Raw genomic sequence first — 24,765 nt, forward strand, 5'->3', positions numbered from 1 at the left:
AGTTTTTTACAATTTGTCTTTCTTGCCAATTATGCTACTTGTTGTGGGGGCTGTAATTATATGCAAAACAATCTATAGTTGTATTAAAATTTGGCATAATAATAAAAGTCTCTTCCAAGAAAGGATTTGTGGATCATTGGTACTGGTTAATCTGATAATTATGGCTTTCCTCATAACCGCCACAGCATTTTTTGTAGTAGCTGAATTTGCCATTGTTAAAGTACGAGAATCACGGATAGAACAGCTAATTCAAGAAGGAAATAGTCGGGCTAAATCAGTTAAAAAAGTAATTCATAATCTTGATGGCTATCTTTCGGCCTGCCAGTTGGGCATCACCCTTACGGCACTGGGTTTAGGCTGGATTGGTGAACCTGCTGTTGCAGCTGTTATTGAACCAACCATTCATTATCTAGACTTACCTCCCAGTATTACCGAGGGTCTTTCCTTTTTAATTGCTTTTACCACCATTACCTTTCTGCATGTTGTGGTGGGTGAGTTGGCCCCAAAAACTTTGGCCATACAGAGGTCCGAACAAGTCACTCTGGCTTTGGCACCCTCTTTAATCTGGTTTTATAAGGTGATGTACCCGGCCATCTGGGCTTTAAATGGTTCAGCAAGATTCCTGGTTAAACTGGTGGGGCTTGATGTGGTTTCCGAACATCACCAAATCCTTTCCGAAGAGGAGATCAGAATGATTCTAATACAAAGTCACGAAGGGGGAGAAATTACCCAGACTGAACTGCAACTTGCCAGGAATTCTCTCCATTTTGCTGACAGGGTTGCCGCTGAGGTGATGGTGCCCCGCACGGACATGGTTTGTCTTTATACAAACCTTAGCTGGGAGGAAAACCTTAAAATCATCACCGAAGAAAAATACGCCCGCTACCCAGTGTGTGACGGGGATAAAGACCGGATTATTGGTTTTATTAATACCAAAGACTTGTGCTTTAGTGGACTCAAGGACCTAAATCTACTCAGTATGGAGGGATTCTTAAAGCAAGCCCTAAGAAAAGTCATGGTGGTAACAGAACTCACACCCATTGATGAAATTTTAAAGAGAATGCAAAAATACCATCTTCAACTGGCCATAGTGGCCGATGAATTTGGAGGTACAGCGGGACTTTTAACAATTGAAGATATTCTGGAAGAAATTGTTGGTGAAATTCAAGATGAGCATGATGAGGAACGAAATATCATAGAGGATATAGGTAACGGTAAGTATTCTATTGATGCCAGAATACCCATAGCAGACTTTAACCTAGAATTCGATTTAAACCTGGAGGCTAAAGGTGTGTTTACCCTAGGGGGTTGGTTTTTGGAAGAATCTCATAAAAGGCCAGAGCAGGGCCAGAGCATCAGTTATAAAGATATGGAATTTACCATTAGCAAAATGGAAAATAGCACGATACGACGTATTGAGCTATATATTAAATAAGAAAAAACCTCGGGTTTTGCCCGAGGTTTTTTCCGTCCATACTAATTTACTTTGATTAACACCTTCGTGCCATTTTTTGAACCTAAGGCCTCTTCAAAGGCTTCCTTTGATTCTTCTAAGGAATAAATACGCTCGACCAAAATGGATTTAAATTTATCCTTCAGGGGGCTGGCCATGATTTCTGCGGCCTTTTCTAAGTCTTGTTTGGTATACATTTGAGAACCAATGATAAAGGTCTCGCGCTTACACATTTCAAAAATGTTAAGTCCCAAGGATTTCTCAAAGGTTCCCAGAATAATCAAAACTTCCGGAGCAGGATCATAGGTTACCAGAGAATCCAGCACCATTTTGTTACCTGTACATTCAAAGGCCACTGTTCTTTCCCCATGCAGAGGGATTTCCTCAATTTTTCCGTATACCCCAAACCCTAAACCCTCGGCTAATTTTTTACGATGGGGATTAATCTCTAAGAAATATACCTTAAGACCTTTGGTTTCTTTAAGGAAAAGTCCAATTAGAATACCAATGGTACCTGCACCTGTAATCACTGCACTTTTCGCACTATGAGATACACGATCCAATAGCTCCACACAGTGAACCACAACAGCCATTGGTTCCAGAAGTGTACCTTCGATCAGATGACAATTCTCTGGCAATTTAATCAAATTATTCACGGGGATAGCCACCTCGTCCGCAAGACAGCCTGGCAATTGAAAACCCACAACTTTCCGATCTTTACAGAGGTTTGGATAACCCAGTTTACAATACTCACATTCCTGGCAACCCACCAGCGGAACAATGGCAACTTTATCACCCACTTTAAGGCCACTTGTCTTAGACGCCAGTTGCTGAATTACTCCCACAGCCTCATGTCCCGGATTGGCGGGGGGTTTACACTTAGGGTGTTTTCCTTCATAAACATGCAGTTCAGAGCCACAGACACCGCAATAGGCTACTTGAACGATGGCAAATCCTTCTTGTAAATCTGGAGATGCTACCTCATGAATTTCAAATCTATAGGGTTCCACTATTACTGCTTTACGCATGGTAAGAGCCTCCTTTGATGTTTACCCAGCATAGCCACCCAGTACCCGTGGTAGGAAAAGAACAACGTCTGGTAATAAAATGAAAGCAATAACCACTGCAACAAGAACTAGCATAAAGGGTAAAGCACCTTTGGTGGCATCCTCTAAAGACAAGTTGGCTATGGTCATGGCAATAAAAACGTTAGCCCCGAGGGGTGGTGACAGTAAGGCTACTTCATTAGTTAATACCCAGAGAATACCAAAGTAAACTGGATCAATGCCCAATTGGGTGATAACAGGCAGTAGGATAGGTACCAAAATAACGATGGTTGATAAGGTCTCCATGAACATCCCCAAGAAAAACAGTAGCAAGCATATTAGCAGTAAGATAATTTGTGGACTAGAACTAATGGCCAGCATTGCTGATGCTACGGTTTGAGGTACTTCGTAGATAGTTAAAAAGCGGCCAAAGAGTACCGACACACCAACGATAATCATGGACGTACCGGAGGTAATATTGGTTAGTTTAATGCTTTCCCATATATCGTTAAGGCCCAATTTTTTATTAATAAATATACCTACAAAAAGTGCATAAAAACAAGCAATGGCGGAAGCTTCCACTGGTGTAAAGATACCGGCATAGATACCACCCAGAATAATCACTGGGGCCAGTAGGGACCAAATGTTGTTTTTGAAAATTAATAGTATTTCTTTGGTAGTGTAGGTTTTCTGCATACCCTGGTAACCACGTTTCCTAGCAATAAAATAGCATGTTAGCATAAGGACCATACCAACAATGAAGCCCGGCAACATACCTGCCATAAACATGGTACCTACGGAAACGTTGGCCATAACACCATAAATGATCATGGGGTTACTGGGTGGAATAAGGATACCCAGAGTACCACCCGTGGCACAAACGCCTGCACCAAACTTTTTATCATAGCCTGCCCGTACCATAGCAGGCAGCATTAAAGTACCCATTGCTGCCACTGTACCAGGGCCTGAACCAATCATGGCAGCAAAGAACATACACCCTAAAATGGTAACCAGAGCTAAACCACCTTTAATGCGCCCCACAAATATTGAAGCCACATCAATAATTTGGTCTGCCATACCTCCCCGCTCCATAATGGCACCGGCAAAAATAAAAGCGGGAATAGCTAGCAGAGGAAACATATCCCCCACTTTGGCCATGTCTAAGGGTACAATGTCTAAAGGAATGTAACTAAAGAAAAGTACTGCGATGGTGGACATACCTAAAGAGATATAGATAGGTACGCCTAATAATAATGTTGCAAAAAGAATAATCCATATACCCCAGGTTTCAAACATGTCAATCCCCCTAAGCTGAAGGTTCGCCCTTAATGAACCCAAAATCACTAAACATTCTTATGACTAAACGTATATTAACAAAGGTAAAGGCAATGGGAATCATAATATAGACGTATCTCATATCCAAGCTGAGAATCGGAGATATTTGTGGGAACTCTTGCATATCAAGAACAACTTTGGTTCCTAAATATATTACAAAGGAATTAAAGGTAAAGGATATAATATACTGGAGTAGTTCTAAGAATCTTTTGAGTTTAGCTGGTAGGATATTAACCAGTACCGTCACTCTGAAATGGGCCCCTCGCTTAGCCCCTAATGCTGCGGCAAAATAAACCATTGTTAAGAAGGCAAACCGTAATAGTTCCTCAGACCAGGCTAAGCCTTGTCCAAAAATATATCGTGCAATCACCTGAGCCATGAGAAGGGTAATAACAGTACAAAATAAAAAGGAAGCTATAATTTCTTCAATATTGTCGATAACCCACTTCAACGTTTTCATATAATCCGCTCACCTGCCAGTCAAGTTATCTGATAGAACCTCCCATGAAGGTTCTATCAGATATCAATTTAAAATTAAGCCTGGGGCTTTTCTCTGCCCAATACTTCCATCGCTTTGTCTAAAATAGTGGGATCCGGAAGTTGATCATAGAACTTGGGCCAAGTAGACATAGCATTGGTCATCCACTTGTCTTCATCGGCTGGAGCAGGACTAATCTTAAGACCTTTTTCGGTTAACTGTTTCTTCAGATCTTCCTCTTGCTGAGCCATCAACTGACGGTTCTCTTGGGCAACCTCTTGACCAGCCTTCACAATGGCTTCTTGTACATCAGTTGGCAAGCCCTGGAACCACTTATCACTAACAATGATGGTTCCTAACCATAGCTTGTAGTGCAGTTCCGTTACATAATCTTGTACTTCGTACATCTTAGATTGATAAATGCTGGAATAGGGGTTTTCTTGTCCGTCAACAACCTTTTGCTGCACTGCGTTAAAGGTTTCGTCCCAAGCCATAGGCACTGGTTCAACTCCCCAAGACCGGAAAGCTTCCACTACATATTTGTTGTTAGGTATACGAATCTTTAAGCCCTGTAAATCTTCCATGCTGTTAATAGGTCTTTTGCTGTTGGTAATGTGGCGGAAGCCTTGCTCCAACCAAGCAACGGTTCTGGTACCGCTCTCTTTAATTTGTAATTCATTGAGGTCATCGTTTAATGTATCAATTACTTTATAGGCCTCATCTCTGCTTTTAAATAAGTAGGGAAAATCATAAACACCAATTGATGGTGAAAAGGATGTCATATTTCCTGCAGTAATCATAGCCATCTCAATAACACCCTTTTGTACGTCAGGAACATTTTTCTGTTCGCTGCCCAACTGGCCACCGGGGAATAATTTTACTTCTGCTTTACCGTTGGAATACTTTTCAATCTTCTCTTTCATAGACTTAGCTGCTTCATAAGCAGGAACTCCGTCTATGGCAGCATCCGGAAGGCTGTATTTGATAACGATTTTTTCATTAGAAGCGGCTTGGGTTTCTTTGGTCTCCTCTTTAGCCCCACCACAACCAGCTAATAGTAGGGCTGATGTTAAAACGAGAGTTATTAATAATACCAATTTTTTTGCTTTTAACATGTTGTACTCCTCCATTCAGTCATATTATCGAGTTCTGATGTACTGTAAAAAAAGCTGCTACCCTTCCGCCTTCACCTCCCTCTTATGAAGATCCTGGGGCTTAGGGAAATCATGTAAATATTTCATATGCCATTGACCCAGTAACGGTTCTAACCAGGCTTTAAATTCTTCCGTTACGTGCTTGGCTTGTTTATTGTAATAGCTTTCAGGAATTTCTTTTTCTTTGCCACCAACTTGGGCCAAGGGTATAGTTTGGTATTGTAAGGAGCCTTGTATTGGCAGTTTCTCTATACAAACCATATTGCCACCCTGTCTGGCCACAGCGGCCCGTACGGCGGCGCGACCCACCCAGTAGGCCTCCTGTTCATCCAGTTCTGAGCGAATCGGCGAAAAGCACCTTTGGGTGATACCTAAGTCCTGTGCTCTGGCCCTAATTTTTAACTCTCGGGACACTTTATCAGCCAAATAATGGGCTGCACCCCCAAAGACTTGGCTGCCCTTATTTATATTGGCAAAGGGATTATTACCAATGGAATTTCCTTGCTTATCCTTAATCCCTTCACCAACCACCACCACAGCATAGCCCAGGCGGTGCACAACGGCCTGTACATCCTTAATAAATTCATCTTCGTCAAAGGGTACCTCAGGTAAATAAATAAGGTGGGGAGCTTCCTGTTCACTTCTTTGGGCTAGACCACTAGCCGCAGCCAACCAACCAACATTTCTACCCATCACCTCAAGAATTCTTACCTGCTCGAAGTGACGCATTGATCTAAGATCTACCCCATTATCTAAGGTTGCCTGGATCACGTAACGGGCTGCACTGGCAAACCCCGGTGTGTGATCCATTAAAACAATGTCATTATCCACGGTTTTAGGAACACCAATAACCTGTATATCTTTGCCGGCTTTCTTAATTTCTTCTGAAATTAGGTTGGCCGCATACATAGTTCCATTGCCGCCAATTTGTAAGTAATAGCTTGCGTTTAATTGATCAAGCAAAGTGGGAATTTGAGTAAATTGGTTTTTCGTCAGGGGCAAACGGCTGGAGCCTAAATAGGCACCGGGTGTATTTCTTAATCTTTTTAAAGAGTCACCATCAAAACCCGCAAGACTTACGTAGTCTTGGTCCAATAATCCGTGATATCCATAAACACAGCCAATAACGTCTTCTATTTCCGGCCAGGACCGGGCTTCTTCTATGATGCCAGCTAATGTACTGTTGATAACAGCACTGGGACCCCCGAGTTGTGCCACTACCAACCTCTGTGAACCGGTCACTTGGCTTCCTCCTTTTTACTTTAATGCCAGTTAATTAATAAACTTGGCCCAATCCGCTGCAAAAAACCTTAATTTTTCGGCGGCTACGCCAGACACTGCCTCTTTGCAAGCTTGGGGAATGCCAATCAGGTCATAGGCAGCGGGGTTTTGTCCCTGGGTAGCAACAAATGCTTCTATGTAGGATTTTTTTATCTCCGTACCAATGTTAATTTTCTTAATACCACATTGAACAGCTAAGGCAAACTGTTCTTGGGTCAAGCCTGTGCCCCCATGTAAAACAAGGGGTATCGGGCTGGCCTGCTCGCATTGACGGAGAGTATCAAAATTTAGGTTGGGTTCTCCTTTATAAAGACCATGTGCATTACCAATGGAAACCGCCAGAGCATCGATGCCTGTATTTTCAACAAATTGACGGACTTTGGTGGGATCGGTCATTTTGCTGTTTTTTACCTCTTCCCCATCTTCCAGACCGGCCAATGCTCCCAGTTCTCCCTCTACGGAAATCCCCAAATGTTGGGCTGTCTCAACGACCTTGGCAGTCAAGTGAATATTTTCTTCCAAAGAGAAGTGCGAACCATCAATCATTACGGCACTAAAGCCCAGCTTCATGGCTTTCAAACAGGTGGCATAGTCTTTGGCATGATCAAGAAATACCACCACTGGCACCTTTGCTTCCTCGGCCAAACTGACAAGATTCTTGGCAATATACTCATTGCCTGGCTTTGCTAATACAGGTGCACCCATCATAACAATAACCGGTAAATTTTCTTTTTCTGCGCCCTGAATTACTCCTTGTGCAGAAAATAAATCGTAGGTACTAAAGGCCCCCACGGCACGGGCATCCTCCCGCTTTGCTAATACGTCCTTTAACGTTGCTAACGCCATCTTTCAATCACTCCTAATTTTCCACAACAATAATTCCGTTGCCATCCTGAATCATTTCGTTTTTTAAATCAACCCTATACATATACTTATCTGCCTGGTAGAAGTTAATGGAAAATTCCACCGGCTCCCCTTGAGAAAAGACCAACCTTTTCATCACCATTACGGCCGCACCCTCATTGACACCCAAGTGCTTGGCTTCTTCTGCTGTGGCCAAAGAAGCATAAATATACTGTTGGGCTTCTTCCAAAGTAATACCTAATTCCCCTTTAGCTATTTCATAGGTTCCTTCTTGTATCAAATTATAGTTAGCTAACTGTCTGCCAATTTCAATGGGCCAGAAGCTCTTGACTAAAACCGTGGGCTCTTTATCCAGCATTTGCACCTTCTCAATTAAAAACAGCTTCTTGCTATTAAACACATCTAGTTCATACTCTTCAAAGTCCGCAATATCCACTTCCGAAACCCGTAATAACTGAGAACTGGGATGATAACCCTTTGCTCGAACTTGATCAAAAAAACCTGTTAGTTTTCCTAACGTTTCAACATACTGTTTTTTTACAAAGGTGCCTTTACCGGGTCTTCGATTCAACCAACCCTCTCGAACAAGCTCGTCCAAGGCCCGACGAATTGTAGTACTGCTGACTCCGTAAACTTGCATTAGTTCCTTATCACCTGGAAAATGGTCACCGGCTTTCCATTCACCATTTTCCAATCTTTCTCGTAAATCATTTGTAATCTGGAAATGCAAAGGAATGGGCATGTTTTTCACTATTATCCCTCCAAGAAATAAAATCTTGGTAATTTATAATATTACAAAGTTTGTTAATTTGTAATATTGTTAATTTGATTATAAGTCGGAGAATATTACTTAGTCAATTATAAAAAATAAAATTTCTTCTGAATTTTTAACATAAAAAAATGTTGCCGAAGCGCAACATCAAGATAATAATAATCATATCTAAAAAACCCCGGCATTTGCCGGGGGCTCTACGACTTTGCATCAGTATTGATAACTCTCAGATAAATTGTTTCCTCCCAATTTATACTCAGATACTACTTTAATGTATTCAAAGCTTTGCCAGTCCAATGGTGTGTCCGAGCCCTCCTGCTTTACAACAATCTCGCCGCTCCATGCCTCTGTTAAATAGTATTCTTTACCATTACAAAGGATAACACGAGTATATTTAGGAAACATGAGAACCACCTCCACTGTTTTAGAAATATATATTCAGTGGAGGTGGCGTTTTAAAACCCCATTTTTAACAAATATATCTACTAAAGATGAAACAAATATAAAAGTGGTAAGGCTTCAGCTTTTTCAGCAATAATTTTGACCAAAAGTAATAGTAATAGACCATGGCTCTGAGAAATTTTTATCTAGGACTAAGGGCTAACCGCTAAAAGCTAACATCTAATCAAAGTTCTCCTTTTCAAATTCCTGCATCCGTTGCCTTTGACCAAAAACAATAATCTCATCTCCAGCGCATAAAATTGTGGAAGCTAAAGGCTGGATAGAGTTCTCACCACGATAAACCAATAAAATATTGACACCAAAACGTCTGGGAATATCCATCTCGGCCATAGTCTGACCAATAAATTTTGGACCCACACCCATTTGCTCCACTATAAACCCCTGGGGTAACTCTAATAGGTCAATTACAGAATTATTTGATATGAGGTGGGCCAATCTGCGACCAATGTCCCTCTCTGGGAAAACTACCCGATCTGCTCCCATTTTGGTTAATACACTACCCCTTCTCTCTGTGGACGTCTTAACTGATACTGGAATACCTGCTTCCTTAATAATATGGGTGGCAATTAAAGCACCTTCTAGGTCTTCTCCCATAGCCACCACCGCTTGATCAAAATTCTTCTCACCAACTATTCGAATAAGCTCCTCATCATCCTCGGCCACATCCAGTATGGCTCCAGACACAATCATATCACGAACATTTTCTAATGCTTCTTCATCGGCATCGATAGCAAAAACCTCATGGCCTTTTTCGTAGAGTCCTTCTATTACACCACGTCCAAATCTACCAATGCCAATCACTAAAATTGATTTTTTCACTATCCTTCACCATTCCTATCCGATTAAGATGTCTTCCTTCATATACCGTACACGACGGTTTTCTTGTTTTGTCAAAAAGATTACCAAGGATAAAACGCCAATTCGTCCTACAAACATTAGTATAGTAATTAAGACTTGTCCAAAGTGTGACAACTTTGAGGTGATTCCTAGGGAGAGACCCACAGTGGCCATGGCAGACACCACCTCAAAGAGGACTGACATGAAAGGAAGGTCCTCGATAGTCATAATGGTTAAGGTACTCAAGGAGATGATGATTAGAGCAATAACTGTTACTGTAAAGGCCTTGGTCACACTTTCGGCGGCAATTTCCCGTTCCCAAAGGACAACTTCCTTTCTACCCCGAACTATAGACCAAACAGCCAGTAAAATGGTCCCGATGGTGGTGGTTTTAATACCTCCGCCAACAGAGCCAGGGCTAGCTCCCACAAACATTAAGAGAATCATAAGAAAGACAAAGGGTTCACTCCAGGTAAAGATGGGTACAGATGTAAAACCTGCAGTTCTGGTAACGGTTTGAAATAGACTCTCAACAATTTTTTGGCCCAATGACAGCCCTGACAAATTTCTATTAAATTCTAATATAAAATAATAGGTGCTACCAAAGAGTGTAATCAATCCAGTGACCCATAATACCAGTCTACTGTGCAAGCTAATTCTTTGCCAACGTCGTTGAAGAAACAATTCTTGTAATACCACATAACCAAGACTTCCTAAAAAGATTAATAGCATAAAAACTAAATACATGCCTGGAAAATTTCGAAAAGGTTCCAGGCTTTGACCCGTTAGGTCGAACCCTGCTCCATTAAAGGCACTGACTGCATGAAAGGCAATAAAAAAAAGACCAGGCCAAAATCCGTTCTGCCACACATTAGGTATCAAATATGCCATCAAAAGTGCTCCAATACCTTCAATTATCAATGTCAATAAAGCCACACTTCGGACCAACCGCAGAACCCCAGTAACATTAAAGTGATTTCGATCCTGAGCAATCAGCACCCTTTGACCCAATTGAATTCTCATACCAAGTAGAAACAGAAACAGCGTGGTAAGTACCATTAGCCCCAGACCACCTACCTGCATGAGAATCATAATCACACACTGACCAAATACCGTCCAATGGGTATTGGTGGGTACCACAGTCAATCCTGTGACAGTTAAGGCCGACGTGGCTGTAAACCATGCTTCCAAAAAAGTACTGGCCTGACCTCTAGATGCCCAAGGTAGCATTAATAAAACAGTTCCTATCATTCCCACTGCCATGTAACCAAAAACCAATAACTGCCCAGGTTTCCATCTTCTATGCATTATAAGTTTCACCAATCCAACATTCATAATCCCATTTTAATTATAGACAAGGGTTAGTAAATCCGTTAAAATTTTATCATACTTTTCCTGATATGTTAATTTATAGCCTTTTGATATTTTTTAAGATATTTTAACTTTAGGAGATTTAGCATGGATGCCAATCAATCAGTTAACAAGGAGCCTTCCTTCTGGCTTCCCTTATTTGTCCTTGTTACAGGTGCATTTGCGGCCATATTAAATAATAGTTCTATTAACGTGGCCATTCCTAAACTAATGACTATCTTTGGCGTCTCCGCCAATGAGATTCAATGGGTTATTACAGCCTATATGTTGTCTTCTGCTGTGGTGATTCCCATTACCGGTTATCTAGGAGATCGGTTTGGTAATAAAAGAGTCTTTATTTTATCCACCGTTTTGTTTACCTTTGGCTCGGTACTTTGCGCCTTATCCTGGAGCAACAGTTCCCTGATTGCCTTTCGGGTGCTACAGGGTATCGGGGGTGGAATCATTATGCCCGTTAGTATGGCTATTATTTATAGAATTGTACCGATACAAAAAATTGGTTTGGCTCTAGGAGTTTGGGGTATGGCTGCTGTTATGGGACCCGCCGTCGGGCCTACCCTAGGTGGTTATATATTAGAACATTTTAACTGGCGTTTATTATTTATTATCAATGTACCAGTTTGTATTTTAGGCATATTTTTCTCCATTCATTTATTAAAGGAAACCCCCGTCCGTACTGACTCAAAATTTGACTACTGGGGTTTTTTGTATGCCTCAGTGGGTTGTTTTTCTCTGTTACTTGCTTTAAGTCAAGGTAGTAAAGAGGGTTGGACTTCTTATTATATCGTAATGTTATTTATTATCTCTTTTTTTTCTCTCTTACTTTTTGTAATGACCGAACTATATAATAATGATCCTATGCTCGATTTACGTTTGTTTAAAAACCGTACCTTTACCTTTAGTGTTATCATCGGTGGGCTTATTAATATTGGTTTATTTGGTGGAGTTTTTTTAACACCTCTTTTCACCCAGAATCTTATGGGCTTAACCGCCTATGAAACAGGGATTTTATTATTTCCCTCGGCCCTTGTCTCTGGTTTAATGATGCCCCTCAGCGGGGTGTTATTTGATAAATTTGGAGCCAAAATGATTGGTTTTGTGGGGATTGCAATCACAGCCATTGGCACCATTCAGCTTAATTACATAAGTATGGATACCAGTAAGCAAACCATTGCTATGCTTATGGTTATCCGTTCAATTGGCATGGGATTGTCCATGATGCCCTTAACAACTGTGGGCATGAATGTGGTGGCAAAACACCTGGTGGGACGTGCCTCTTCGTTAGGTAATGTTTGTCGGCAAATTTTTGCCTCTTTCGGCCTAGCCTTTATGACCTTCTATATGCAACACCGCCAAACCTTTCATGTAGCACGACTTTCAGACAGCGTTTCTTATGATTCGCCGGTTGCATCCTACTTCACTGGACAATTTCAAGGGATGTTGGTTGCTTCTGGCGCCAGTACGGACGCAGCATCCAGTGGAGCCATTGGTCTCATTTACGGCATGGTACAAAAACATGCTATGGTCTTTGCTATCAATGATACTTTTTTAATCTCATCCTTTTTCCTTATTGCAGCCCTACCCATGATCTTTTTCCTACAGGGTAAGAAAAATAAAAAATTAACGTCTGAAAAAAGCTCTGTCAAAATCTAGTTAGCAAGTGCCTAAAACCCTGATCCATTGCTGCCCAATACCCGTGGGCAGTTTTTGCTTTTAGCCAGTATATCTTATATTTTTTTCTCTAATTGCTGCAATGTAAAATATATTGTTGTTCCTTGTCCCAGCTTTCCTTCGGCCCAAACACTCCCTCCGTGACGGTCAATGACTCTTTTAACAGTAGCAAGTCCAATGCCAGTGCCAGGAAATTCCCTTATAGTATGTAATCGTTCAAAGGGTTTGAATAGTTTATCAACATAGGACATATCAAAACCCACACCATTATCACGAACATAATAGAAAGTCTTTTCCCCATGCCGTATTATACCAACCTCGATGACGGGATTACTTACCTTAGACGAAAACTTCCATGCATTACCAATTAAGTTGGTTAAGGCAATTTTTAATAATCTGGCATCACCTAGAACCAAAAGATCCGAAGAAACCTTAAACTCAACCTGCCTATCTGGTTCTGAGGCTTGAAGTTCCGCAAAGACTTCCTGGGCAAGCTGTTTTAAATTTATTTCTTTAAACAACATTTGCTGCCTTGTAACCCGAGATAAATGCAGCAGATCGTCAATCATTTGTCCCATTCGTTGGCTAGCTGCCCGAATACGGTAGAGATAATCCTTAGCAATCTCATCCAACTGTTCTTCGTATTCCTCAAGTAGAGCCAAACTAAAGCCATCCATACTCCTTAATGGTGTCCTAAGGTCATGAGAAACCGAATAACAGAAGGACTCAAGTTCTTTATTTGTAGCATCCAAATCCTTATTGGCCAAAGACAATTTAACCGTACGTTCTTCCACTAAATCCTCTAAATGTTCCTGATAAGCCTTCAACCTAGATAACATTTCTTTTTGATCAGTTATATCTCTAGCCGCGGCATAAAATAAATCATTTTTGGGATCAAAAACAGCAAACCACTCTAGCCATTTATAAGAACCATCTTTACATTTGAATCTGCGTTCAGACTTAATGGACTCATCTGTAGATAAACTTCTGTTTTTTTCCTCCAATGCCCTTAGTCTATCATCCGGGTGTATCAGTGAATAAACTTCCTTATCTAGCAGCTGCTCTTTGGTATAGCCAAGGTTTGTGATGAAAGATTTATTAATTTGCAAAATGCATCCGTTGCGATCCATAATACAAAACATGTCTTGGGCGATGTTAAAAAAGTGTTTCAGTTCCTTTTCTACATCCCTCATTTTCCTTACCACTTGACGTACTTTATCATAGGGTTCATCAACTGTAAAAACATACATACACCGGAGTAAATAAAAGTATCCAATCACCTTGTAGACATGGCCCAGCATGTTGTAAACACTATGTACATTACGATATAAAGTGAATATAAGCTCTCCACATAACACGAAAACCAATGCTGTGGCCAATATTAGCTGACTTTGTTGTCTCCCATGGCGATAACGGTGGAGAATAATGGTTACCGTTACTAAATGCAAAATGCTAATTAAATACTCAAAACCAATTTTAAAGTTTGTTACCCCTTGATCTTCAATTACCAATATCGGTAACTGGCCTGTCCAGCGGATAATAATAAAGGAAACCGTTAACATGTATAAAAAAGAAGCGAAATAATAGAACTTCCAATGTTTATAATAAACCTGCCGCTCCTTATGAAAAAAAATAATGGTCAGAGATATGGCCTCAGTTAAACGGGCAATGACCCAAAACCAGGTAGCTTTAGCTACAGAACTTTCCGTAATGAAAGGAGGCATGCCCTGGAAGGACAAGGTATGCACTAAATCCAACGAACCTACCGCTAAAAAAACAGCCCCCAAAAAAAGGCGTTGGTTATTTAAGGTGTGAGGGTAGGTTAACCACCCCTGTATCATAATAGAAAAGGACACCGCAATGCTAAAAAATTCTAGTATAATATGCATACTAAGAAAAATATCCGGACTTATTTTTATATTCAGATCACTACTTCCCAAAATAACAAAGAGACTAATTGCCAGTCCTGTAATGAAACAAGTTCTTTTTTCGAAACTATTTATCTTTCCTACCCCCTATATGTTTTATAATTTATTTATATCAATTACCGACAAATTCCTTTAAGTTTTCATAGAATTTGCTAACAAATAACATATAAAAATGCAGCTTAGCTTAAATAGCCGAGCTGCATTTTTATTCGGGGGTTTGTAATACCAAACACTTGTCAGATTCGGTGGGACCTATAATATATACTTTTTTAATTTTACTCTGGTCATAGGGTACTTTAAAGCCAAACTCTTTTAAAGTTTTATCTGGATTCGATTGGACTTGAATGCGGACAAAAAGTTCTTTGCCAACAACCCTGTACTGTGAATTTTTATATTGATGATTGGGATCTAAAATTGTTCCCTGGATCAATAGATTATTTTTTTCAAACTGTGGATCATACAAATAAATTTTTGAGGTATCAATTATCTGTATTTGCTCCTCTAATTTATTCGGTTCAGCTCCCAAAGCTAAGGACAAGTGAATATTCTTTTGTATTAAGTAGTAACCACTAGAACAAATAAACAGAACCAGCATCAAGTAAAGGAAACGTCTAAGTCCTTTTTTCATCCGATACTTTTTCTTTACTTTTTTCCCTTTTATGAACTCTAATTGATCGCCCCTTAGGCTTAGGTCACTGGCTTCTCTATACATTCTCCAAATTCACCTCTCAAGCACGGTGTTCTCTTTCTATAATAGCTTTCATGACAGGGAAATTCCACTACTTTTTGGTAAATAAAGTTTATTTCTTTGCTAATTATGGCTATTTTCTTTGTAACAAAATAATAGTTACACCATACTATGAATCAGGTAGCTCAGTAAGTCAAAAGATACCAGACACTATGCGTATTTGGTGGGCAGGGTTACGGTAGTTACTACATTAAATTTATCGTTAGGGGGTCTTTAAATGGGTTTTGGTTTTGGCGGTGATACCTATGGCGGTGGCCAGGGTGGAGTTGGTTGTGGCGGTGGCTACTATAATAACTATTCTTTTATAATCTTCTTAATTTTGATCTTGTTACTATTAGGTAGTTATGGTGGTTACGGTGGTTGCAGCGTAGAGAAGTAGTCATATAAAACTTCTCAGGCCTTTTTAAATTCTTCAATTAATCGTCGAATTTAATCACAACCTGAAAAAGCAATTCATATTATGATATTAGGTAACGAGATTACCATAAAAAGGAAAGGTGGTAAAAAACTATGGGCTATGGCTTTGGTGGCGGCTATAATGACAGTTCCTTCATTATCTTCTTAATTCTTATCCTATTAATCTTAGGAAGTGGTTTCGGAACTTACGGAGCACAAAAATAATTTTTACAACCCCCGGTTTTCGGGGGTTGTGTCCTTTTACACATTTATTTTCAATAAGAGGTTTTTTATATAGCTTATCGAAAATATAAAAATATAAACTTTTGGTAGAGGACTTCTTAGCCTCAAATGTCATCCAAGCTGAGGTCTATGGACAATATGGTAGCTTATGTATTTTTTAGGAGGTAACGTCTTTTGAAATCATTTTTTGGAGGAGCCTTTTACTTATCCCTGGCAGCCAGTATCTGGGGAGGTATGTACGTTGTTAGCAAATATGCTTTAGATACCATACCACCCTTTACACTTGTTTTCATAAGGTATCTTATAGCCTCCTTCCTTTTGCTTGGTATTCTTTGTTATAAAAAAGAACAGCTAATTCCGAAGGAACAGAGAAACCTCGTTTTTCAAATAGGCTTTGTGGGATATTTTCTTTCTATTATCGCTCAATTTATTGGTACAAAGTTATCATCTGCTCATATGGGTGCCGTTATAACAACGTTATCTCCGGTCTTTTTATCTGCCTTTGCCATACCTTTATTAAAGGAACGGATGACTCTAAAGCAGGGATTTTCCATCACCATTGCCCTAATAGGTGTCCTGGTAGTTGTTGGTATCCCGGGTTCCCATGGACAGTCTGAGACCATCACTGGGAATATGTTTTTATTGGCTGCTGCTGTTTTCTGGGGGTATTATTCAGTTATTTCCAGAAAGATTTCCACTGTTTATTCGTCCCTGCAAATTACCACCTGGGGTATATTGATTGCTACAGTACTTACCTTTCCCTGTATTTTTTTCGAGCGAAATCTATGGTCCTTTGGCCAGTTATTTGATCTTCCCATAGTATTAAGCGTATTATACATTGGAATCATCTCAACTGCTTTAGCCTTTTTCAGTTGGAACAAAGGTTTGTCAATGCTACCATCTCATCAGGCTGGGTTATTTTTCTTTTTTCAGCCGGTGGTGGGAACACTACTTGGCTGGTTATTCCTAAAAGAACAATTAAGCAGCACTTTCTTTTTAGGCAGCTTATTCATTATCCTTGGAGTTTACTATAACATGAAGCAAGAAGGTGGCCAAACTATAAGTAAACCTAAGACAAGCTCTTCTAATTAAGATCAGTTTGTCTTGGGTTGTAACTAAGGCAACTAGATATAGATTCTAATAATATTGCAAATAATATAGCTTTAAAGAAGGATTTTGGTCTATATTGTCAAATTTATCAAAACTAAGAAATTCAAATCGGAGGATCAATATGGTGATAACCATATCAGACTTATTAAAAGAAAACATCGAGCACCTTAGGTATAGACTGCATAACTGTGCAATGAGCAAGTCCTTGGTTGATTCAAAAGTGATTCAATTGAGCCGAAAATTAGATGCACAAATTTATGTTTATCAAAAATTTTTAAGTTATCAGCATTTAGAAAGTATGTCTCTATAAAAAGACATGCTTTTTCATTAACCAAAGGAGTGAGAGTAAATTCACACTTTCTCCACTTTAAAAACGTTTATGACCTTCACATCTGGGCAACAAAACATCCCAGAATTTGCATCTTCTTCCCATGGAAAACTACCACCATATCTGAGAATATCAACCATCGGAAATAATACGTGCATAGCCATAGGGCAAAGATTGCCTCTTTCTGTATCATAGTCAAAGGAATCACCTATTTTATGCCCCCGATGACAGGCTCCCTTACCGATTTTATCAACTACAGTAATTTTAATTTTGGGTCTTCTGACCATATAAACCGTCTCCTTTTATTTTTTCTTTGGAAAACAACTACTCATTTCTTTATAGATCAAGTCTAATTATATTCGGTGGTAATTCGACTCAATAATATTCAATATACTATTCAAATGATAATAGTCAACAGATAACTAAACTTTCATTTTCCCAAAATAATTGTTAAATACTCAATTTTTAAAGTAATATAATACAATTTTTTTAATAATTAAAGGATTTAAATAACAATTTGTCGAAAACATTTTTCTCGTAAGCTAGATAGAAAAGGGGAATTTGTATGTCATTGTTTAAGGCTTTAACCATTGCCGGTTCCGATAGCAGTGGGGGTGCTGGTTTGCAGGCTGATTTAAAAACCTTTCAGGAACTCGATGTTTATGGCATGTCTGCAATCACTGTTATCGTTTCCATGGACCCTAAAAATTGGTCCCATAACGTATTTCCACAGCCTATTGAAACCGTAAAATCACAACTAGAAACCATTTTAGCAATTGGTGTCGATGCCTTAAAAACTGGAATGCTTGGCACAACCGAACTGATTGAATTGGCAGCTCATACCATAGAGAAACACCATTTAAAGAATGTAGTAGTGGATCCAGTTTTAGTATGTAAAGGTGCAGATGAAGTTTTACACCCTGAGAATGCAACTTACTTAAGGAAAGTTCTGGTTCCCAAGGCAACTATTGTTACACCAAATCTATTTGAAGCTGCCCAATTGAGCCAACAAGCCCCTATTAAAACAGTGGAAGATATGAAGAAAGCTGCCCAAAAAATCCATGACCTTGGCTGCCCATATGTATTAATAAAAGGTGGTGCAAGATTAGAACACGAAAAAGCCATTGATTTGTTATACGATGGTGAAAACTTTGATTTGTTAGAAGGAGACCGCATTAGTACAACTTTCACCCATGGTGCTGGCTGCACCTACTCTGCAGCAATAACCGCCGAATTGGCTAAGGGTAAACCGATGAAAGAAGCTGTTCAAACTGCTAAGGCTTTTATCACCGCAGCTATTCGTCACTCATTCCGATTAAATGAACATGCCGGTCCAACAAACCATGCTGCTTTCCGCAAATATTGCAATTGCTAAGGGCAGTGTATAATTAATAGCCTCTACCATAAAAAAATCCTGCATCAGGCAGGATTTTTTATTGTTTAAATAGGTATTTCTACTAAAAACCATTGTTATATATTCCCATATTAATTACTTTGTGGCAGGAACTTGCAAATGCTTTGGCGAAATATTTTAAAAATTCTATAATATACAAAGGGGGTCACTAGATGATTGACAAATCAAAAGACCACCATGTAATTGAACAAGAATTAAAGAAAGATCAAGTACTTGCCAGTGTATGGGATGTTTTGGTAGACAATCCCCATGAAGGTATGGTAGTTGTCAACAAACAAGGTTACGTAGTATTAGTTAACCGTACTTATCGTGATGTTGTAGGAATAAAAAGAAGAAGAGATGCCATTGGAAAACACATTACTGAAATTACCCCTCATACTAAACTACCTGAAGTGATTAGAACACGTCACCCTATTTTATATGATTTTTGGGAAGTTAATAATCATAAACTGATTGTACATCGTATTCCTATCTTTAATGGTGGTGGCGAGGTCATTGGTGCCATAGGTAAATCCCTTTTTGCCGATACATCCACAAGAAAGCTTCTGGGCTTGAAGTTACAACAAATGGAAAAGGAATTAGAATTATACAAGGAAGAAGTTCGAAAAATACACAGTGCCAAATATTCCTGCGATAATTTAATTGGTGAAAGTAAACAAATTAAAGAGATAAAGAGATTAGCTAAAAAAGTTGCTCCATCAACCTCCACCATTCTTATTACAGGTGAAAGTGGAACGGGTAAAGAAGTGCTGGCCCAGGCTATTCATAATGCCAGTAACCGTAAACAATTTTCCTTTGTTCGGGTTAATTGCGCTGCTGTACCAGAAAACCTTCTTGAAACAGAGCTTTTTGGCTATGAAGATGGTGCCTTCACCGGAGCCAAAAAGGGCGGTAAGCCAGGTAAATTTGAGTTAGCCCAAGGAGGCACGATATTCCTCGATGAAATTGGCGAAATGCCCTTATCCATGCAATCAAAGCTTTTAACTGTTTTACAGGAACGAGAATTGGAGAGAATCGGTGGAGTTAAAACTATTACCCTAGATGTACGTGTTATAGCCGCTACCAACCAAAACCTCGAAAAAATGGTTAAAGCAGCAACCTTTCGCGAGGACCTCTATTATCGCTTAAATGTAATCAATTTTAAACTACCCTCTCTGCGGGAACGTCCTGAGGATATACCTCTCTTAGTCCATTACTTAACTCATAAACTAAATAAAAAACTTAATTCCAAGATTGAAGGCTACACAGAAAAAGCCATGGAACTTCTTACTAAATACCATTGGCCTGGCAATGTTAGACAGTTGGAAAATGCTCTTGAAAGAATGTTTTGCTTTACAGAGGATAGGGTAATCTCCGTGGAGCATATGCCCTTTTTAGAAAATATTCTTAATGATGCACCAAAACTAGCAAAGCAGCAAACCTTGGCCGAGGTTATTGGTAAGACAGAAAAAGAAGTTATTTTAAAGATATTGCATCAGGTGGCTGGAAATCGAATTAAAGCAGCGGAGCTCTTAGGAATCCATCCCTCAGTTTTATATCGAAAAATAAAAAAATATTCCATTTAGAGAGTAGGCTATGGGGACGGGCATGACCCCATTTGCTATTTTGCAAAACTATTTCAAAAAAGAAAAAACCAAAAAGTCAGTTGCTATATATGTTAGGACATAATTCGTTTTGTGAATTAGCTAAATATTTATAATATTTAGCTAATTCTATTTTTTTGTCAATTTAAATTAACTTAATAATGCTTCTATTTTCTATGGCTAGCTCAATTTATCCCTATATATTGTTTATCATGGCATAACCTGTGCTATTCCATTAGTTAAATCTTTCCTTAGGAGGTTAAATTTATGAGCATTGGTAAAATTGCCGTACTTGGCAGCGGGACTATGGGTTCTGGCATTGCGCAGGTGGCCGCCCTATCAGGGTATGAAGTACTTTTAATTGACGTGGATCAAAAATTTATCGATCGAGCCCTAGCTAATATTGGCAAAGCTTTACAAAAGTCAGTTGAAAAAGGCAAGTTGACAACTGAAGACAAGGAGCAAATCTTGGGCCGCATGAAAGGCAGCATAAGCTATGAAGATTGTAAAGACGTGGATTTGGTCATTGAAGCAATCTTAGAAAACATGGATCTTAAAAAACAAGTTTATCAAAAGTTGGATGAAAACTGCCCCAGCCACGCTATTTTAGCCAGCAACACCTCCTCTCTATCCATTACCGAAATGGCTGCAGCCACCAAAAGGGCAGACAAAGTGGTGGGTATGCACTTCTTTAATCCTGCCGCAGTAATGAAGCTGGTGGAAATCATTCCGGGGTTAGATACTTCGGATGAAACGGTTTCCGCCATCGAAGAGGTAGCCAAGAAAATGAATAAAGTCCCAGTGTATGCTAAGGAGTCCCCTGGTTTTATTGTTAACCGCATTTTAGTTCCCATGATTAATGAAGCTGTTATAGCCCTAGGTGAAGGGATTGGTACGGTGGAAGAAATTGACACAGCCATGAAGTTGGGTGCTGGGATGCCTATGGGCCCCCTTGCTTTAGCTGACATGGTTGGTATTGATATCGTTTTGGCCGTGGCAGAGGTTTTCCACAAGGAATTTGCCGACAGTAAATACCGTCCGGCCTTGTTATTAAGGCAAATGGTTCGAGCTGGTCACTTAGGTGTTAAAACCGGACGTGGCTTTTACAAATACCAGAAATAGATGGGGTGAAACTATGGAATATAAAAATTTACTTTATAGCAAGGAAGAGAATATTGCTCTCATCACCTTGAACAGACCAAAGGTTCTAAATGCCCTAAATCTGGAGATTATTACTGAACTACATAATCTTCTGGATGAAGTGGCTATGGATGAGGAAGTAAAGGCTGTCATTATTACCGGAGGAGAAAAGGTATTTGCAGCCGGGGCTGATATTCCTTTTATGCTGGGACTTACTCCCACTGAAGCTGAAAAGTTAGCAACTGCTTTTCACGCCACCTTTGATCGTATTGAGTCGTTAGATAAACCTGTTATCGCTGCCATAGCAGGTTTTGCCCTAGGTGGTGGCTGCGAACTTTCCCTGGCCTGTGATTTACGTTTGGCTACTGAGGATGCTAAGTTTGGGCAACCAGAAATCAACCTAGGTGTTATTCCCGGTGCCGGCGGGACTCAACGACTATCTCGTTTGATTGGAGTGGCACGGTCAAAGGATCTGATTTATACCGGAAAAATAATTGATGCACAAACCGCACTTTCCTATGGATTAGTTAATGAAATTGTTTCTAATGAGGATTTACTAGCCAAGGCTAAAAAGTTAGCGAAAGGTTTAGCCTCAAAGGGCCCAGTAGCCCTAGCTGCAGCCAAAAAGGCCATCAACTACGGTATTGAAGTTGATAAATATACTGGAAATTGTTTTGAAAGACAATGTTTTGCTTTACTATTCTCCACTCAGGATCAAAAAGAAGGTATGAATGCCTTCTTAGAAAAACGCAAAGCCCAATTCAAAGGGAATTAAGCAAACTTTTAAGGAGGTAACAGATTTGAGAAATGTAGTTATTGTAGGTGCAGCCAGGACACCCATTGGGGATTATTTAGGTTCTCTCAAAGATGTCACAGCGGTTGATTTAGGTGTCACAGCCGTAACTGGTGCTTTAAATAAAGCGGGATTAAAGCCAGAACAGGTAAATGAAGTATTAATAGGTATGTGTATGCAGGGTGCTGCCAAGGGTAATCCCGCCCGCCAAGTACAAATTTATTCAAAAATTCCTGTGGAGGCTCCGGCAGCTACCATTAATCAACAGTGTGGTTCTGCCATGAGGGCCTTGGAAATCGCATCCCAACAAATCATGCTTGGTAAAGAGGATGTAATTGTGGCTGGTGGCATCGAAAGCATGTCTAATGCACCCTACTATATGCTTAAGGGGCGAGAAGGCTTTCGTATGGGAGACGGTAAGCTCTATGATGCATTGACCTATGACGGCTTAAATGATGCACTTTACGGTTACCATATGGGAATTACAACAGAAAATCTTGTGGCCAAGTACAACATCTCCCGCCAAGAACAGGATGAATTAGCTGTTTTGAGTCACCATCGAGCTATCGCTGCAATTGAAACAGGTAAATTTAAGGAAGAAATAATTCCTGTGGAGATTAACACCAAAAAGGGCACCAAAATAGTCGACACAGATGAACATCCCCGGGCGGATATCTCCATGGAGAAACTTTCGAAGCTAAAGCCCGCCTTTAAAAAGGATGGCACAGTTACTGCTGGTAACGCCTCTGGTATCAATGATGGCGCAGCTGCCATGGTATTGATGGCAGAGGATAAAGCAAAGGAACTTGGGATAAAACCCTTAGCCAAAATTTTAAACACCGCTTCCTTCGGTGTGGATCCATCGATCATGGGCATTGGACCAGCCTATGCCATACCTAAGGCATTAAACTTTATCAATTTAAAATTAGAGGATGTTGATTTATTTGAATTAAATGAAGCCTTTGCCGGTCAGTTTTTGGCTTGTAACCGTGAACTTAAAATCCCTATGGATAAGGTCAATCTAAATGGTTCTGGTATTTCCCTAGGACACCCTGTGGGTGCAACTGGTGTACGAATAATCGTAAGTCTTCTTTATGGAATGAAGCATCAGGGATCTCGCATAGGAGTAGCATCTTTATGCTGCGGCGGTGGTCCTGGTATTGCTACAGTAATTGAAAATATTGATTAGAAAAAACAAGGAGGCTAAACTATGAATTTTTTATTAACTGATGAACAAGAAACTATGAGGCAAGTGGCTAGAAAGTTTGCTGAGCAGGAAATTATGCCCGTGGCACTGGAGTATGATGAAAAAAATGAGTTTCATGCAGAGTTAATTCCCAAGCTATTTGAAGCTGGTCTGCTAACTGTTGGAGTCCCGGAAGAATACGGCGGACCAGGCATTGACACAGTTGGCCAAGCAGTGGTGATGGAAGAATTGTCCAGAGGCTGTGCTGCTGTGGCCACAACGGTCGCTGCATCCTGTCTATTAGCCGCTGACCCAGTTGTAATTGCCGGAAATCACGAACAAAAACAACGCTTCTTTGATGTCCTTAATGAAGGAAAACTAGCTGCCTTTTGTCTTACAGAGCCAGGTGCTGGTTCTGATGTTGCCTCACTAAAAACTACCGCTACCCTCGAGGGTGATGAGTATGTCATCAACGGTTCTAAATGCTTTATTACCAACGGTGGTGTAGCCGATATCTTCACGGTCTGTGCTTCGGTAGACCGCAGCAAGGGACACAAGGGCCTATGCTTCTTTATTGTGGAGAAGAATCGCCCCGGTGTTTCTGTGGGTAAGAAGGAAAACAAGCTGGGTATCCGCTCCTCCAGTACCACCGATGTAATCTTTGAGAACGTTCGTATTCCAAAGGAAAACCTTCTGGGTAAAGAGGGTGACGGCTTTAAAATTGCCATGCAAGCCTTAGATATGTCTCGTCCTATGGTTGCTGCTCTAGCAGTAGGAGTAGCTCAGGCCGCTATGGAATACGCAACCAAATATGCCAAAGAAAGAATTGCCTTTGGCAAACCCATCGCCGTTTTACAAGGTATTCAGTTTATGCTGGCCGAGATGGCTATGCAAATCGAAGCAGCCCGCCTCTTAGTGCATAAGGCCTGCTGGCAAAAAGATGCTGGATTACCCTACAGCGTCCTTTCGTCTCTATCCAAAGGCTTTGCCGGAGATATGTGTATGAAGGTAACTACCGATGCGGTGCAAGTGTTAGGTGGTTATGGTTATATCAAAGAGTACCCAGTTGAGAAATATATGCGTGATGCCAAAATTATGCAGATTTACGAAGGGACCAGCCAGGTTCAGCGGGTTGTTATTGCTGGGAATATGTTGAGATAGTTCTGTCTAAA

The 24,765-nt window shown here is 40.2% G+C and carries 24 protein-coding genes; 11 read left to right on the forward strand and 13 right to left on the reverse strand.

The genetic code is table 11. The features are described 5' to 3' along the window. Positions 1-136 precede the first annotated feature (136 nt). Positions 137-1,435 carry a hemolysin family protein gene (locus ACYQ03_RS13825; RefSeq protein ID WP_459910501.1) on the forward strand — a complete coding sequence of 433 codons (1,299 nt, stop codon included), beginning with the start codon at positions 137-139 and terminating at the stop codon, positions 1,433-1,435. 41 nt (positions 1,436-1,476) lie between these two features. Here the strand turns inward: ACYQ03_RS13825 and ACYQ03_RS13830 are convergent, their stop codons facing one another. From ACYQ03_RS13830 to ACYQ03_RS13875, 10 genes are all read right to left on the reverse strand, one after another. Then, positions 1,477-2,481 (reverse strand): zinc-dependent alcohol dehydrogenase, encoded by a 1,005-nt coding sequence (locus ACYQ03_RS13830; protein ID WP_459910502.1) that lies wholly within the window; start codon positions 2,479-2,481, stop codon positions 1,477-1,479. Positions 2,482-2,502: 21 nt separating this feature from the next. Continuing rightward, positions 2,503-3,795: a TRAP transporter large permease gene (locus ACYQ03_RS13835; protein WP_459910503.1), complete on the reverse strand. Its 1,293-nt coding sequence runs from the start codon at positions 3,793-3,795 to the stop codon at positions 2,503-2,505. 10 nt (positions 3,796-3,805) lie between these two features. Continuing rightward, positions 3,806-4,294 (reverse strand): TRAP transporter small permease, encoded by a 489-nt coding sequence (locus ACYQ03_RS13840; RefSeq protein ID WP_459910504.1) that lies wholly within the window; start codon positions 4,292-4,294, stop codon positions 3,806-3,808. A gap of 74 nt (positions 4,295-4,368) precedes the next feature. Further along, positions 4,369-5,427 (reverse strand): TRAP transporter substrate-binding protein, encoded by a 1,059-nt coding sequence (locus tag ACYQ03_RS13845; RefSeq protein WP_459910505.1) that lies wholly within the window; start codon positions 5,425-5,427, stop codon positions 4,369-4,371. Positions 5,428-5,484: 57 nt separating this feature from the next. Beyond that, positions 5,485-6,708: a diphosphate--fructose-6-phosphate 1-phosphotransferase gene (locus ACYQ03_RS13850; RefSeq protein ID WP_459910506.1), complete on the reverse strand. Its 1,224-nt coding sequence runs from the start codon at positions 6,706-6,708 to the stop codon at positions 5,485-5,487. A gap of 30 nt (positions 6,709-6,738) precedes the next feature. After that, the gene (locus tag ACYQ03_RS13855) at positions 6,739-7,593 is read right to left on the reverse strand and encodes a class II fructose-bisphosphate aldolase (protein WP_459910507.1); all 855 of its coding nucleotides are present in this window, start codon (positions 7,591-7,593) and stop codon (positions 6,739-6,741) included. A gap of 13 nt (positions 7,594-7,606) precedes the next feature. Next, positions 7,607-8,353, reverse strand: a complete 747-nt coding sequence (locus tag ACYQ03_RS13860) for a GntR family transcriptional regulator (RefSeq protein ID WP_459910820.1) — start codon at positions 8,351-8,353, stop codon at positions 7,607-7,609. A 240-nt stretch (positions 8,354-8,593) separates the two neighbouring features. Then, entirely contained in the window at positions 8,594-8,788 is a 195-nt protein-coding gene (locus tag ACYQ03_RS13865) for a hypothetical protein (protein WP_459910508.1), read from the reverse strand. Positions 8,789-9,004: 216 nt separating this feature from the next. Then, a complete protein-coding gene (locus tag ACYQ03_RS13870) occupies positions 9,005-9,664 on the reverse strand; it encodes a potassium channel family protein (protein WP_459910509.1) in 660 nt (219 codons plus the stop codon). A 15-nt stretch (positions 9,665-9,679) separates the two neighbouring features. Further along, positions 9,680-10,990, reverse strand: a complete 1,311-nt coding sequence (locus ACYQ03_RS13875; RefSeq protein ID WP_459910510.1) for a TrkH family potassium uptake protein — start codon at positions 10,988-10,990, stop codon at positions 9,680-9,682. Between the two features lie 150 nt (positions 10,991-11,140). Here ACYQ03_RS13875 and ACYQ03_RS13880 point away from each other — a divergent pair, with 150 nt between their 5' ends. Beyond that, positions 11,141-12,706 carry a DHA2 family efflux MFS transporter permease subunit gene (locus ACYQ03_RS13880; RefSeq protein WP_459910511.1) on the forward strand — a complete coding sequence of 522 codons (1,566 nt, stop codon included), beginning with the start codon at positions 11,141-11,143 and terminating at the stop codon, positions 12,704-12,706. A gap of 74 nt (positions 12,707-12,780) precedes the next feature. On the opposite strand, the gene ACYQ03_RS13885 is transcribed toward ACYQ03_RS13880, so the two are convergent. Then, a complete protein-coding gene (locus tag ACYQ03_RS13885; protein WP_459910512.1) occupies positions 12,781-14,664 on the reverse strand; it encodes a sensor histidine kinase in 1,884 nt (627 codons plus the stop codon). A 193-nt stretch (positions 14,665-14,857) separates the two neighbouring features. Beyond that, positions 14,858-15,364 carry a hypothetical protein gene (locus ACYQ03_RS13890; protein WP_459910513.1) on the reverse strand — a complete coding sequence of 169 codons (507 nt, stop codon included), beginning with the start codon at positions 15,362-15,364 and terminating at the stop codon, positions 14,858-14,860. Between the two features lie 253 nt (positions 15,365-15,617). Here ACYQ03_RS13890 and ACYQ03_RS13895 point away from each other — a divergent pair, with 253 nt between their 5' ends. The 3 genes from ACYQ03_RS13895 (at position 15,618) to ACYQ03_RS13905 (ending at position 17,459) form a co-directional block, all read left to right on the forward strand. Continuing rightward, entirely contained in the window at positions 15,618-15,779 is a 162-nt protein-coding gene (locus tag ACYQ03_RS13895; protein WP_459910514.1) for a hypothetical protein, read from the forward strand. 434 nt (positions 15,780-16,213) lie between these two features. Next, positions 16,214-17,131: a DMT family transporter gene (locus ACYQ03_RS13900; protein WP_459910515.1), complete on the forward strand. Its 918-nt coding sequence runs from the start codon at positions 16,214-16,216 to the stop codon at positions 17,129-17,131. 139 nt (positions 17,132-17,270) lie between these two features. Next, complete coding sequence (locus tag ACYQ03_RS13905; RefSeq protein WP_459910516.1) at positions 17,271-17,459, forward strand: aspartyl-phosphate phosphatase Spo0E family protein; 189 nt, start codon at positions 17,271-17,273, stop codon at positions 17,457-17,459. 41 nt (positions 17,460-17,500) lie between these two features. Here the strand turns inward: ACYQ03_RS13905 and ACYQ03_RS13910 are convergent, their stop codons facing one another. Then, complete coding sequence (locus tag ACYQ03_RS13910) at positions 17,501-17,764, reverse strand: TIGR04076 family protein (RefSeq protein ID WP_459910517.1); 264 nt, start codon at positions 17,762-17,764, stop codon at positions 17,501-17,503. 278 nt (positions 17,765-18,042) lie between these two features. Here ACYQ03_RS13910 and pdxK point away from each other — a divergent pair, with 278 nt between their 5' ends. The 6 genes from pdxK to ACYQ03_RS13940 all read left to right on the forward strand — a co-directional run bounded on the left by pdxK (position 18,043) and on the right by ACYQ03_RS13940 (position 24,754). After that, the gene (gene pdxK / locus ACYQ03_RS13915) at positions 18,043-18,852 is read left to right on the forward strand and encodes a pyridoxine/pyridoxal/pyridoxamine kinase (protein ID WP_459910518.1); all 810 of its coding nucleotides are present in this window, start codon (positions 18,043-18,045) and stop codon (positions 18,850-18,852) included. A 191-nt stretch (positions 18,853-19,043) separates the two neighbouring features. Beyond that, a complete protein-coding gene (locus ACYQ03_RS13920) occupies positions 19,044-20,456 on the forward strand; it encodes a sigma-54 interaction domain-containing protein (RefSeq protein ID WP_459910519.1) in 1,413 nt (470 codons plus the stop codon). Positions 20,457-20,741: 285 nt separating this feature from the next. Then, complete coding sequence (locus tag ACYQ03_RS13925) at positions 20,742-21,596, forward strand: 3-hydroxyacyl-CoA dehydrogenase family protein (RefSeq protein WP_459910520.1); 855 nt, start codon at positions 20,742-20,744, stop codon at positions 21,594-21,596. A gap of 13 nt (positions 21,597-21,609) precedes the next feature. Further along, complete coding sequence (locus ACYQ03_RS13930) at positions 21,610-22,389, forward strand: enoyl-CoA hydratase-related protein (RefSeq protein ID WP_459910521.1); 780 nt, start codon at positions 21,610-21,612, stop codon at positions 22,387-22,389. 25 nt (positions 22,390-22,414) lie between these two features. Then, positions 22,415-23,596, forward strand: coding sequence for a thiolase family protein (locus tag ACYQ03_RS13935; protein ID WP_459910522.1), 1,182 nt, complete (start codon positions 22,415-22,417; stop codon positions 23,594-23,596). Between the two features lie 21 nt (positions 23,597-23,617). Further along, complete coding sequence (locus ACYQ03_RS13940; protein ID WP_459910523.1) at positions 23,618-24,754, forward strand: acyl-CoA dehydrogenase family protein; 1,137 nt, start codon at positions 23,618-23,620, stop codon at positions 24,752-24,754. Positions 24,755-24,765: the final 11 nt, after the last annotated feature.

This window comes from Desulfotomaculum defluvii, assembly GCF_054657375.1.

Coding starts and splice junctions, on each gene's coding strand:
- ACYQ03_RS13905 (WP_459910516.1), top strand. CDS start 17,271: ATGGTGATAACCATATCAGACTTATTAAAAGAAAACATCGAGCACCTT.
- ACYQ03_RS13895 (WP_459910514.1), top strand. CDS start 15,618: ATGGGTTTTGGTTTTGGCGGTGATACCTATGGCGGTGGCCAGGGTGGA.
- ACYQ03_RS13910 (WP_459910517.1), bottom strand. CDS start 17,764: ATGGTCAGAAGACCCAAAATTAAAATTACTGTAGTTGATAAAATCGGT.
- ACYQ03_RS13860 (WP_459910820.1), bottom strand. CDS start 8,353: ATGCCCATTCCTTTGCATTTCCAGATTACAAATGATTTACGAGAAAGA.
- pdxK (WP_459910518.1), top strand. CDS start 18,043: ATGTCATTGTTTAAGGCTTTAACCATTGCCGGTTCCGATAGCAGTGGG.
- ACYQ03_RS13840 (WP_459910504.1), bottom strand. CDS start 4,294: ATGAAAACGTTGAAGTGGGTTATCGACAATATTGAAGAAATTATAGCT.
- ACYQ03_RS13925 (WP_459910520.1), top strand. CDS start 20,742: ATGAGCATTGGTAAAATTGCCGTACTTGGCAGCGGGACTATGGGTTCT.
- ACYQ03_RS13940 (WP_459910523.1), top strand. CDS start 23,618: ATGAATTTTTTATTAACTGATGAACAAGAAACTATGAGGCAAGTGGCT.
- ACYQ03_RS13920 (WP_459910519.1), top strand. CDS start 19,044: ATGATTGACAAATCAAAAGACCACCATGTAATTGAACAAGAATTAAAG.
- ACYQ03_RS13855 (WP_459910507.1), bottom strand. CDS start 7,593: ATGGCGTTAGCAACGTTAAAGGACGTATTAGCAAAGCGGGAGGATGCC.
- ACYQ03_RS13890 (WP_459910513.1), bottom strand. CDS start 15,364: ATGTATAGAGAAGCCAGTGACCTAAGCCTAAGGGGCGATCAATTAGAG.
- ACYQ03_RS13835 (WP_459910503.1), bottom strand. CDS start 3,795: ATGTTTGAAACCTGGGGTATATGGATTATTCTTTTTGCAACATTATTA.
- ACYQ03_RS13830 (WP_459910502.1), bottom strand. CDS start 2,481: ATGCGTAAAGCAGTAATAGTGGAACCCTATAGATTTGAAATTCATGAG.
- ACYQ03_RS13880 (WP_459910511.1), top strand. CDS start 11,141: ATGGATGCCAATCAATCAGTTAACAAGGAGCCTTCCTTCTGGCTTCCC.
- ACYQ03_RS13865 (WP_459910508.1), bottom strand. CDS start 8,788: ATGTTTCCTAAATATACTCGTGTTATCCTTTGTAATGGTAAAGAATAC.
- ACYQ03_RS13930 (WP_459910521.1), top strand. CDS start 21,610: ATGGAATATAAAAATTTACTTTATAGCAAGGAAGAGAATATTGCTCTC.
- ACYQ03_RS13845 (WP_459910505.1), bottom strand. CDS start 5,427: ATGTTAAAAGCAAAAAAATTGGTATTATTAATAACTCTCGTTTTAACA.
- ACYQ03_RS13875 (WP_459910510.1), bottom strand. CDS start 10,990: ATGCATAGAAGATGGAAACCTGGGCAGTTATTGGTTTTTGGTTACATG.